Origin of the sequence: Ramlibacter sp. (assembly GCF_035706265.1) — a bacterium.
GTDB lineage: Bacteria > Pseudomonadota > Gammaproteobacteria > Burkholderiales > Burkholderiaceae_C > Ramlibacter.
Genome location: NZ_DASSVG010000125.1, coordinates 1 through 10,477, shown reverse-complemented (window position 1 = coordinate 10,477; position 10,477 = coordinate 1). Strand labels below are relative to the sequence as shown.

The window sequence follows — 10,477 nt, the reverse complement described above, 5'->3', positions numbered from 1 at the left end:
ATCGTGGTGCCGCTCGCGGCGCCGCTGTTCTATTGACGGAGTGCTGACATGAACAAGATCCTTGCCGTGCTGGCCGCCGCGCTCCTGGCCGCGGGCTCGGCTTCCGCCGCGCAGCGCCAGGTGGTCCTGAGCGTGCCGACGATGGATTGCGACACCTGCCCGATCACCATCCGCATCGCCCTGATGAAGGTGCCCGGCGTCAGCCGCGCAGTGGTGAGCTACGAGCGCCGCAACGCGAAGGTGACCTACGACGACGCCAAGACGGACGTCGCCGCGTTGACGAAGGCGACGGAAGCGGCCGGGTATCCCTCGTTTCCCGAGTAGAAGGCTGGCGCTGGAGCGAAGCGAAAGCCCAGCGCTTCGCTGCGCTCGCGCATCGCTGGGCTTCGCGCTGACGCGGCTCAGCACCAGCCTACGAATCCGGCTCAGCACCAGCCACGAATCCGGCTCAGCACCAGCCACGAATCCGGCTCAGCACCAGCCACGAATACGGCTGCGCGCGATCTGGTTTGTCCCGTGGCGGGTCACAACTCCGCGACCCAGCGCGCGGCCTGCGTGCCGGCCCAATCGAATTCTCCCGTCACCACGAAGCGTGCGTGGCCGCGGCGGTCGATGCCGACCGTGCTGGGGAAGATGCGCACGCCGAAGGCCTTGGCCGCGGCGCCCTCGCGGTCCAGCAGCACGGGAAGTTCGAGCCCCGTCTGGCCGACGAAGCGGCGCACGGCCCCTTCGGTTTCCCGGTAGTTCACCGCCAGCACCTGCAGGCCGCCGGATGCATGCTCGCGCGCGAGCTGCTGCAAAGCCGGCATCTCCGCGCGGCACGGTTCGCACCAGCTGGCCCAGAAATTGAGCAGCACGGGCCGGCCGCGGGCGGCAGCGAGCCGCCACGCGCTGCCGTCGATGCCGGCGAGTTCGAGCGCGGGCGTGGCGCGCTTGCGCGGCCACTCGCGGCGTGGCGAATCCTCAGCGGCGCGGGCCGCGGGGAGCCAGGGCAGGCAGGCCGTGGCGAGCAGGGCGCGGCGGCGCAGGGGAGAAAAGGCAGCTTCGATCACGGGCGACATCCGGACCGCCGATCGTAGCGGGCGCCGCGTTCCGGTGCCGGCGCGGGGTTTCCGCGGCGCGGGCCTCCCAAGGGAGCACGCCGCGCGGCATGCCGGTGGCGAGGGCTTCGAAGCGCGAGCGCTTCAAAGCCGCACCGCAGCAGCCCTCAGCGCGCCGAAATCAGGTCGCCGAACTTCACCCAGGTCTTGCCGTCGAAGCGCGCCAGCTGCAGGGTGTCGAACACGGCGTAGTCGTTCGGGGTGGTGTTCACGGTGATGCCGGGCAGGGCCATCGGGATCTGGTAATTCCTGATGCTGGAGGCCTGCTTCATCACGTTCTCGCGCGTGAGGTTGTCGCCGCACTGCTGCAGCATGTGCACGGTCAGCTGCGCCACCGCCATGCCGTAGGCGTTGAAGCCGTCGGTGGGGTCGGCGTCCGGCAGGTACTTCTTCATGAAGGCGAAGTACTCCTGCATGGCCTTGTCGCTGGCGAACTTCGGATCGGTGGGGTCCTTGGTGTACTCCGAGGAGATCAGGCCGACCGATTTCTCCAGCCCCGCCGGCTTGAGCACCGAGCCGATGCTGATCGAGACCTGGTTCAGGTAGTGCAGCGGCTTCCAGCCGGTGTCGAAGGCCTTGCGGATCGCCTGCGCCGCGAACTTCGGCGTCGTGACGTTGAAGAAGGTATCGGCGCCCGAGGACTGCAGCGTGACGATCTGCGAATCCACCGTCGGATCGGTCACCTCGTACGAGGCAGTCTTCACCACCAGGCCCTTGCCCTTGTCGCCCAGGCCGTCCATGAAGCCCTTGAGGTAGTCCTTGCCGTAGTCGTCGTTCTGGTACAGCACGGCGATCCTGGCGTTCGGCTTGGTCGCCAGGATGTGCTTGGCGTACAGCATGCCTTCGAGCTGGTAGCTCGGGTTGAAGCCCATGGTCCAGGGGAAGTTCTTCGGGTCGTTCCACTTCGAGGCGCCGGTGGCCAGGAACAGGTGCGGCACCTTCTTCTGGTTCATGTACTTGTGGATGGCGGAATTCGACGGCGTGCCGAGAGTGTTGATCGTGAACAGCACCTCGTCCTGCTCCACCAGCCGGCGGATCATCTCCACCGCCTTCGGCGGGCTGTAGCCGTCGTCGAGCGAAATGAAGTTGATCTTGCGCCCGTTGATGCCGCCCTGCTCGTTGACCATCTTGAAGTAGGCGGCCTCCATCCGGCCGATGGTGCCGTAGGCCGAGGCGGGGCCGCTGTACGGCATGGTCTGGCCGATCTTGATCTCGGTGTCGCTGGCGCCGGGGCCGTACTGCTTCTGGGCCCGCAGGGGAAGCGCGGTGAGCGCGAGGCTCCCGGCCAGCACGGTGCGTCTCTGGATCGACATGTGAAGGTCCTTTCTGGGAGAGGGCGGCGCTCAGGGCGCCGGGGAGCCCCGGCCCGCGCGGCGCGCCAGGAGGCGCCGCCAGGCCAGGCGCAACGCGCCCGCGATGCCCGTGGGCATCACGTACATGAAGACGATCATCAGCGCGCCGTAGATCGCCCACGGCGCGGCCTTGGAGACCTGGTCGGCCAGGTTCGGGATGAACTGGATGAAGAGGGCGCCCCAGATCGCGCCGGTCACCGAGGCGAGCCCGCCCACCACCATGCCGACCAGGAAGGAGATCGACAGGAAGATGGTGAAGCTGTCCGGCGCGACGAAGGCCACCGCGATCGCGCCCAGCGCGCCGGCCACGCCGGTGAAGAACGCGCTGACGCCGAAGGCGAGCGACTTGTAGAGTGCGTTGTCGATGCCCATCGTGGCCGCCGCGATGGGATGGTCGCGGATCGCCACCAGCGCCCGGCCGACGCGCCCGCGCAGCAGGTTCCAGGCGAGCACGAACATGATCACCGCCACCGCCAGCGTGAAGAGATAGAGCCAGCGGTCGGGATTGAGCTTGAGCCCCAGCAGGGAGGCGATCGGCGGATCGGGCTTGATCAGCGAGATGCCCTGCACCCCGCCCGTCCACGCCTCCAGGTGCTTGTATTTCAGCAACTGCGGCAGCGCGACGCCGAGGGCGAAGGTGGCGAGCGCCAGGTAGACGCCCTCCAGCCGCAACGCGGGCAACCCGAAGAGGAAGCCCGCCAGCAGGCACACCGCGCCCGCGGCCGGCACGCACAACCAGTAGGGCACGTCGTAGTGGTCCATCAGCACCGCCGTGACGTAGGCGCCGATGGCGTAGAAGGCGCCGTGCCCGAGCGAGATCTGGCCGTTGTAGCCGGTGAGGATGTTCAGCCCCAGCAGCGCGATCGCGTAGATCAGCACCATGGTGAGCTGGAACACCCGGTAGTTGCTCACGAGGAAGGGCAGGGCGGCGGCGGCCAGCACCAGCACCACGGCCATGAGCGTCCAGCGGGCGGACCAGCCGCGCACGCCGCCGGACGCCTGCGCGGATGCGACGGGCGGGAATTCGGGGGTGGTGACGGCGGCCATCGTTCAGACCCGTTGCACGATCACGCGGCCGAACAGGCCGGCCGGTTTCACCAGCAGCACGCCGACGATCAGCACCAGCGCCACGGTGAGCTTCAATTCGGTGCCGATCAGGTAGGCGCCCACCAGGTTCTCCAGCACGCCGACGATGAAGCCGCCGACCACCGCGCCGCCGGGGCTGTCGATGCCGCCCATCAGCGCGGCGGCGAAGGCATAGAGCAGCACGCCCGTCATCATGTTCGGGTCGAGGAACACGATGGGCGCCACCATCATTCCCGCCGTCGCGCCGATCGCCGCGGCCAGCCCCCAACCGAGCGCCAGCATCCAGCCGACGCGGATGCCCACCAGCCGGCTCGATTCCGGGTTCTGCGCCGCCGCGCGCATCGCCAGGCCCAGGGGCGTGAAGCGGAAGAACAGGTACACCAGCAGCAGCACGATCAGCGTGACGGCGATCGCGCCCAGTTCGTGCGCCGACACGATCGTCAGGCCGAACGGCGCCTTGCTCGGGAAGGGGCTGGGGAAGGCCTTGATCGTGTAGCTGTAGATCCAGCCGGCCACGCTGTTCAGGATCAGCAGCAGGCCGATGAAGACCACCACCACCGTCAGCACCGGCGCGCGCTCCACCGGCCGGATCAGGATGCGCTCGATGGCCACCCCGAGCACGAAGGCGAGCGCCACGGTGGCGAAGAAGGCCACCCAGTAGGGCCAGCCCGCCTGCAGCATCGTCCAGCACAGGTAGGTGGAGAACATCGCCATCTCGCCCTGCGCGAAGTTCACCAGCCGGGTCGCGTTGTGGATCATCACCAGCGCCAGCGCCAGGCTGGCGTAGATGCCGCCGGTGGCGAGGCCCGCGAAGACCTGGTGCAGGAAGGCTTCCATGCTCAGCGCCCGCCCGGCCGCCCGAAGGGCGCTGACGGCCCCCTCGGGGGGCAGAGAGTTACACGAAGTGAACGAACGAGGGGGCTCATATTCTTTTCAGTAGCCCAGGTAGGCGCGGCGCACCGCGTCGTCCTGCATCAGTTCGGCGCCGCTGCCGGAGCGCACCAGCCGCCCGGTCTCCAGCAGGTGCGCGCGGTCCGCGAGGCGCAGCGCCATCGCGGCGTTCTGTTCCACCAGCAGCATCGTCACCTTCTGCTGCGCGTTGATCTCCCGCATCACGCCGAAGATCTCCTTCACCACCAGCGGCGCCAGCCCGAAGGAGGGCTCGTCCAGCAGCAGCAGGCGCGGGCGCAGCATCAGCGCGCGCGCCACCGCCAGCATCTGCTGCTGCCCGCCGGAGAGCGTGCCGGCCTGCTGGTGGCGCCGCTCGGCCAGGATCGGGAACAGGCGGTACATGCGCTCGTAGTCCTCCGCCAGGCCGCTGCGGTTGCGGCGCGCGTAGGCGCCCAGGCGCAGGTTCTCCTCGGTCGTGAGGTCGGTGAAGGTGCCGCGGCCGTCGGGCACGTGGGCGACGCCGAGGCGCACGATGTCTTCCGTCGGGCGGCCGTCGATGCGCTCGCCGGCGAAGCGCACCTCGCCGCCGGTGCGCACCGTGCCGCACAGCGCGCGCAGGGTGGTCGTCTTGCCGGCGCCGTTGGCGCCCAGCAGCGCGGTGATGCTGCCTTCCTCGATCTCGAAATCCAGCCCGTGCAGCACCTGCGTGGGACCGTAGCCCGCCCGCAGCCCGCGCACCTGCAGCAGCGGCGCCGCCATCAGGCCTCCGCCCCCAGGTAGGCCTGGATCAGCTCGGGGCTGCGCTGCACTTCGGCCGGCGTGCCCTCGGCGATCTTGCGGCCGAAGCTGAGCGCCACGACGTGGTCCGACACGCTCATCACCAGGCCCATGTGGTGTTCGACCAGCAGTACCGTGAGCTGGAACTGGTCGCGGATCGCGCGGATCAGGCTGCCCAGCGCCCCCACCTCCTCGTGGTTGAGGCCCGCAGCCGGCTCGTCCAGCAGCAGCAGCGCGGGGCGGCTGGCCAGCGCCCGCCCGAGCTCCACCCGCTTGCGGGTGCCGAAGGGCAGTTCAGCCACGCGCTGCTGGGCGACCGCCTCCAGGCCGAGGAAGCGCACCAGTTCGCCCGCGCGCCGGTTGCATTCGCGCTCTTCGCCGGCCACGCCCGGCAGCCGCAGCGCGTGGGCGAGGAAGCCCTTGTGGGTGCGCGCGTGCAGGCCCACCTTGATGTTGTCGAGCACGCTCATGCTGGCGAACAGGGCCAGGTTCTGGAAGGTGCGGCCGATGCCGAGCGCGGCCATGCGGTGGCGCGGCAGCTTCTCCAGGGGCCGGCCCTCGAAGGCGATCGAGCCTTCGCTGTACTCGTACAGCCGCGACAGGCAGTTGAAGAGGGTGGTCTTGCCGGCGCCGTTGGGGCCGATCAGCCCCGCGATCTCGCCGCGCGCGACGTCGAAGGAAACACCGTCCAGCGCGGTGATGCCGCGGAAGCGCACGCGCAGGTCGCGCACCGCGAGCAGCGGGCCGGCCGGGGTGGCCGGGTGCGGTTCTTCACGAAGTGGCACGGGGCTGGACCTCCGCCGGAAGAGGTCAGCATGCTTTCATGCAATGCCGCCGGCCTCGAATGGTGTTTTCCCGCAGGGTTGCATTGCATCGCACAAAGAGGCCTGCCGAATGCAGGAACAGCCTTTGCGTCCGGTATTTCGTGTTCACTGGTCGCGCAGGACGCCGCGGGCGCGCAGTTCGCGCAGCACGCGGGCGACCAGGTCGCTGCAGCGCTGGCCGGCGAAGTCGTGCAGGTAGGCCGCCTCGGTCTCGGGATCGAACCCCAGCAGCGCACGCAGCTGGGCGCGGGCCCGCAGGAAGCGCGTCTTCACCACCTCGGCGCTCACGTCCAGGCCGTGCGCCGTGTCCTCCACGCTCAGGCCGTGCACGGCGCGCAGGATGAACACGCTGCGGTAGATCGGCGGCAGCGTGTCGATCGCCCGCTCCAGCTGGCGCCGCACCTGCAGGCGCGCGACATGGTCTTCAGGCGACTCCATGGCGTCGCCGCCCAGGGGTTGCTTGTCCATGTCGCTCTCCCAACTGTCGACGTCCTCGTTCCACAACACCAGGCGGCCCAGCCGCCGCTGCTGCACCAGGGCCTGGTTGATCACGATGCGCGTCAGCCAGGTGCCGAGCGATGCATCGCCGCGGAAGGCGTGCAGGCCGGTGAAGGCGTGCAGCCAGGCCTCCTGCACCGCGTCCTGCGCCTCGGCGTCGTCGTGGACGATGCCGCGGGCAGCGCGGTACAGCAGGCGGTTGTAGCGGCGCATCATCTGCTCGAAGGCACGCGCCTGGCCCTGCCGCAGGCCGGCCAGGAGCGCGTGGTCTTCGTCGTGCAGGGCGGCAGCAGGGGACGTTGCCGTCTGCATGGTTCCTCAGAGGGACTTGAGGTACTGCACCAGGTCGGCCTTCTCCGTGGCGCTCAGTCCCAGCGAACGCCTGGTGTTGTAGCGGTCGACCACCACCTCCAGCGTCGCCGCGGAGCCGTCGTGGAAGTACGGCGGGTGCTGCCAGATGCCGCGCAGCGGGCTGGTGCGGTACTGCTTGGTCGCGGAGCGGTCGGCGTGGGTGGGCGCGGTTTCCAGCGCCATCGAGTCGCTCTGCGGATGCAGGCGGTCGTTGGCGTCGGTGAAGTGCTCGCCACTGTGGCAGGTGACGCACTGTGCCTTGCCGTTGAACAGCTGCTGGCCGCGGATGGCGGCCGCGACGTCGAAGGAGCCGGACGGCGGCCTGGGCGCGTTCAGCGAGAGCTGGTATTCCTGCAGCGCCGGCAGCTTGTCGCTCACCAGGTCGTCGGTGCCGTTCTTGATGTTCAGGTTCAGCCGCGGCTCGGTGAAGGTGCCGTGGCCGCCGAACTGCGTGACGGCGACATAGCGGTTCCAGTAGGCGATGTTGTCGCCGTCGCCGGTGAAGGTGGTCTTGTCGATGCCGCGCAGGCCGTAGGCCGGCGGGATCACCGAGGGCTTGTTGATGCCGTCGCCGTGGAAGGGCGTGCCGCCGTCGACGATGTTGAAGCGGGCGTCGTACATGCCCGGGCCCCAGGAGTTGTAGACCGCCTTCACGTCCGCCGGCAGCGCCGGCGACAGCGCGATGATCGCGCCCACGTTGAGGTCGCGGTTGGGCCAGCCGTCCAGGCGCTTGCCGACGCCCTTGGCGAAGCTGTCGTCCACGGTGGAGTGGCAGATCGCGCAGGTGACGCCCAGGCGCACGAGATTGTTGTTGGCGTCGACCTGGCCCTTCAGCCCGACCACTGCATTGAGCTTGAGCAGCGCGATCGTCGTCGCGGGGTCGGTGAGGCTGATGCTGCCGTCCTGGATGCCGGCCACCACCTCGGGCGGCAGGGCCTCGGAATCGACCTTCAGGCCGACGGCCAGCGCGGTGGTCGGGTCGACCGTCGCGACCGGCTCGTGCAGGCGCAGCACGTCGGTGAAGAAGGTCTCGTCGCCGAAGGTTTCGGAACGGAAGATCTGCTGGCCCTGCGAGACCAGGGCCGGATCCAGGTCGTCGTCGTCATCGTCACCGCCGCCGCAACTGGCCAGCGACAGCGCGGCGCCCGCGGCCACCGCGAGCAGGGTCAGACGAGGAATTTGCGAGCGAACGCGTGCGTGCATCAGGAGCTCCCTCAACCGCCACAGCGGCGGCTACGGGTACTTAGATGCTACGAAGCGTGCGGACGTGACAACGGCAGCGCATGCCGCCGCTAGGGATTTACCCGTGAACGGGAAACCCCGAAGCTTCAGAGCGGGCGGTCGCGCAGCAACTGCATCGCCGCCTGGTGCAGCCGGTCCGCCGCCAGCCGGTACTCCAGCAGCCGCTGCACCTCCTCCTGCCGCTCCCCGTCGAGCCCGGTGCACTCGATGGCGTCCGCCGCCGCCACGGCCATGCGCCATTCCTCGTGCAGGCGCTCGAACTCCCGCAGGAGTTCGCGCTGGACGGGTCCCATGGTCAGGGGCTGCGTGTTCATGGCATGCAGTAGAAGTGAAGACCCCCTCGCTCCGCTTGATGCAGGTCATTTTCGTCGGGCCGCCCCGCCCGGGCCGGAACACCGGTTGATCCAGAGCAATCCGGCGTAAGCCCGCGTTGGCGGGCCCGATCCGGGCGCTGCCGCGGCCGCTGCCGGGCCGTTGCGAAGCATTGCAAAATCGGCCGATGACGAATCCCTCCGACCGCGACCCGAGCGGCATGCGCAAAGGCCTCACCAACTATGGCGACGCCGGCTTTTCGCTCTTCCTGCGCAAGGCCTTCATCAAGGGCGCGGGCCTGACCGACCATGCGCTCGAGCGCCCGGTGATCGGCATCACCGACACCGGCAGCGGCTACAACCCGTGCCACGGCAACATGCCCCAGCTGGTGGAGGCCGTGCAGCGCGGCATCATGCTGGCCGGCGGCCTGCCGGTGAAGTTCCCGACCATCTCCATCGGCGAGAGCTTCGCGGCGCCCACCAGCATGTACCTGCGCAACCTGATGTCCATGGACACCGAGGAGATGCTCAGGGCGCAGCCGATGGACGCCGTGGTGCTGATCGGCGGCTGCGACAAGACGGTGCCCGCGCAGCTGATGGGCGCGGCCTCGGCCGGCCTGCCCGCGATCCAGCTGATCACGGGCTCCATGCTGACCGGCTCGCACCGCGGCGAGACCGTCGGCGCCTGCACCGACTGCCGCCGCTACTGGGCGCGCTTCCGCGCCGAGGAGATCGACGCGCAGGAGATCGCCGACGTCAACAACCAGCTCGTGCCCAGCGTCGGCACCTGCTCGGTGATGGGCACGGCCAGCACCATGGCCTGCATCGCCGAAGCCCTGGGCATGACGGTGCCCGGCGGCGCATCGCCGCCGGCCGTGACCTCGGCGCGCATGCGGGTGGCGGAGCAGACCGGCGCGGTGGCCGTGCAGATTGCGAAGAGCCGCCTCACGGTGGACCAGGTGCTGACCGGGAAGGCGTTCGAGAACGCCATGCGCGTGCTGCTGGCCATCGGCGGCTCCACCAACGCGATCGTCCACCTGACGGCCATCGCCGGGCGGCTCGGCTTCGAGGTCGACCTGCAGGCGCTGGACCGCATGGGCCGCGAGACGCCGGTGCTGGTGGACCTGAAGCCTTCCGGCGCGCACTACATGGAGCACTTCGACGCCGCGGGCGGCATGCCCGCGCTGCTGCGCGAACTCAAGCCGCTGCTGCACCTCGACGCGCTGACCGTCACCGGGCGGACACTCGGCGAGGAGCTGGAGCGCGCCGCGCCCCCCTTCAAGCAGGACGTGATCCGCACGCGCGCCGACCCGATCTATCCGCAGGGCGGCATCGCGGTGCTGCGCGGCAACCTGGCACCGGGCGGCGCGATCATCAAGCAGTCGGCGGCCGATGCGAAGCTGATGGAGCACGAGGGCCGCGCGGTGGTGTTCGAGGGTTTGGAGGATCTCGCCAACCGCATCGACAGCGAGGAGCTCGATGTGAAGCCCGACGACATCCTGGTGCTGAAGAACATCGGCCCCAAGGGCGCGCCCGGCATGCCCGAAGCGGGCTACATCCCGCTGCCGCGCAAGCTGGCGCGGCAGGGCGTGAAGGACATGGTGCGCATCTCCGACGGCCGCATGAGCGGCACCGCCTTCGGCACCATCGTCCTGCACGTGACGCCCGAGTCCGCCATCGGCGGCCCGCTCGCGCAGGTGCGCAACGGCGACCGCATCCGCCTCTCGGTGAGCCGGCGCGAGATCAGCCTGCTGGTCTCCGACGAGGAACTGGCGCGCCGCGCCGCGCAGCAACCAGTGACCGAACCCGCCGCCGAGCGCGGCTACCGCAAGCTGTTCCTCAGCACCGTGACCCAGGCGGACAAGGGGGTGGACTTCGATTTCCTGGCCGCGCCGCAGGTGCGAGGGCGGGTGCCGAAAGCCTGATCCGAGCTGGCGCCGCGCCCGCGCCTCCCCCTCTACTTCCGGAGGCGGACAAACCCGTCCTGCGCCTGCAGTGTGGGAGGGACGGGCGATCGGTCCTTCACCAACCGTGACGCAGCGCTG

The 10,477-nt window shown here is 69.5% G+C and carries 11 protein-coding genes; 2 read left to right on the top strand and 9 right to left on the bottom strand.

Annotated features, from left to right (window positions below; all coding sequences use genetic code 11):
• The first annotated feature begins 48 nt into the window (after positions 1-48).
• Positions 49-324, top strand: coding sequence for a mercury resistance system periplasmic binding protein MerP (merP, locus tag VFM98_RS04910; protein ID WP_325108777.1), 276 nt, complete (start codon positions 49-51; stop codon positions 322-324).
• Positions 325-524: 200 nt separating this feature from the next.
• Here merP and VFM98_RS04905 read toward each other — a convergent pair whose 3' ends face one another.
• The 9 genes from VFM98_RS04905 to VFM98_RS04865 all read right to left on the bottom strand — a co-directional run bounded on the left by VFM98_RS04905 (position 525) and on the right by VFM98_RS04865 (position 8,435).
• Positions 525-1,052 carry a TlpA disulfide reductase family protein gene (locus VFM98_RS04905; protein ID WP_325108776.1) on the bottom strand — a complete coding sequence of 176 codons (528 nt, stop codon included), beginning with the start codon at positions 1,050-1,052 and terminating at the stop codon, positions 525-527.
• 155 nt (positions 1,053-1,207) lie between these two features.
• Positions 1,208-2,413: an ABC transporter substrate-binding protein gene (locus VFM98_RS04900; RefSeq protein ID WP_325108775.1), complete on the bottom strand. Its 1,206-nt coding sequence runs from the start codon at positions 2,411-2,413 to the stop codon at positions 1,208-1,210.
• Between the two features lie 30 nt (positions 2,414-2,443).
• Entirely contained in the window at positions 2,444-3,409 is a 966-nt protein-coding gene (locus VFM98_RS04895; protein WP_325108778.1) for a branched-chain amino acid ABC transporter permease, read from the bottom strand.
• 93 nt (positions 3,410-3,502) lie between these two features.
• Positions 3,503-4,375, bottom strand: coding sequence for a branched-chain amino acid ABC transporter permease (locus VFM98_RS04890; RefSeq protein ID WP_325108774.1), 873 nt, complete (start codon positions 4,373-4,375; stop codon positions 3,503-3,505).
• Positions 4,376-4,471: 96 nt separating this feature from the next.
• A complete protein-coding gene (locus VFM98_RS04885) occupies positions 4,472-5,188 on the bottom strand; it encodes an ABC transporter ATP-binding protein (protein WP_325108773.1) in 717 nt (238 codons plus the stop codon).
• Positions 5,188-5,991, bottom strand: a complete 804-nt coding sequence (locus VFM98_RS04880; RefSeq protein WP_325108772.1) for an ABC transporter ATP-binding protein — start codon at positions 5,989-5,991, stop codon at positions 5,188-5,190. Before VFM98_RS04880 ends, VFM98_RS04885 begins: the two co-directional genes overlap by 1 nt.
• A 144-nt stretch (positions 5,992-6,135) precedes the next feature.
• Positions 6,136-6,840 (bottom strand): RNA polymerase sigma factor, encoded by a 705-nt coding sequence (locus tag VFM98_RS04875; protein ID WP_325108771.1) that lies wholly within the window; start codon positions 6,838-6,840, stop codon positions 6,136-6,138.
• Between the two features lie 6 nt (positions 6,841-6,846).
• The gene (locus tag VFM98_RS04870; RefSeq protein ID WP_325108770.1) at positions 6,847-8,082 is read right to left on the bottom strand and encodes a hypothetical protein; all 1,236 of its coding nucleotides are present in this window, start codon (positions 8,080-8,082) and stop codon (positions 6,847-6,849) included.
• Positions 8,083-8,207: 125 nt separating this feature from the next.
• Positions 8,208-8,435 (bottom strand): hypothetical protein, encoded by a 228-nt coding sequence (locus VFM98_RS04865; RefSeq protein ID WP_325108769.1) that lies wholly within the window; start codon positions 8,433-8,435, stop codon positions 8,208-8,210.
• Between the two features lie 185 nt (positions 8,436-8,620).
• On the opposite strand from VFM98_RS04865, the gene VFM98_RS04860 reads away from it, so the two are divergent.
• Positions 8,621-10,357: an IlvD/Edd family dehydratase gene (locus VFM98_RS04860; RefSeq protein ID WP_325108768.1), complete on the top strand. Its 1,737-nt coding sequence runs from the start codon at positions 8,621-8,623 to the stop codon at positions 10,355-10,357.
• Positions 10,358-10,477 lie beyond the last annotated feature (120 nt).

What these genes read in the sequence shown, in the direction of transcription:
- merP (WP_325108777.1), top strand. Translation starts at nt 49, where the DNA reads ATGAACAAGATCCTTGCCGTGCTGGCCGCCGCGCTCCTGGCCGCGGGC.
- VFM98_RS04900 (WP_325108775.1), bottom strand. Translation starts at nt 2,413, where the DNA reads ATGTCGATCCAGAGACGCACCGTGCTGGCCGGGAGCCTCGCGCTCACC.
- VFM98_RS04895 (WP_325108778.1), bottom strand. Translation starts at nt 3,409, where the DNA reads ATGGCCGTGGTGCTGGTGCTGGCCGCCGCCGCCCTGCCCTTCCTCGTG.
- VFM98_RS04890 (WP_325108774.1), bottom strand. Translation starts at nt 4,375, where the DNA reads ATGGAAGCCTTCCTGCACCAGGTCTTCGCGGGCCTCGCCACCGGCGGC.
- VFM98_RS04885 (WP_325108773.1), bottom strand. Translation starts at nt 5,188, where the DNA reads ATGGCGGCGCCGCTGCTGCAGGTGCGCGGGCTGCGGGCGGGCTACGGT.
- VFM98_RS04875 (WP_325108771.1), bottom strand. Translation starts at nt 6,840, where the DNA reads ATGCAGACGGCAACGTCCCCTGCTGCCGCCCTGCACGACGAAGACCAC.
- VFM98_RS04870 (WP_325108770.1), bottom strand. Translation starts at nt 8,082, where the DNA reads ATGCACGCACGCGTTCGCTCGCAAATTCCTCGTCTGACCCTGCTCGCG.
- VFM98_RS04865 (WP_325108769.1), bottom strand. Translation starts at nt 8,435, where the DNA reads ATGAACACGCAGCCCCTGACCATGGGACCCGTCCAGCGCGAACTCCTG.
- VFM98_RS04860 (WP_325108768.1), top strand. Translation starts at nt 8,621, where the DNA reads ATGACGAATCCCTCCGACCGCGACCCGAGCGGCATGCGCAAAGGCCTC.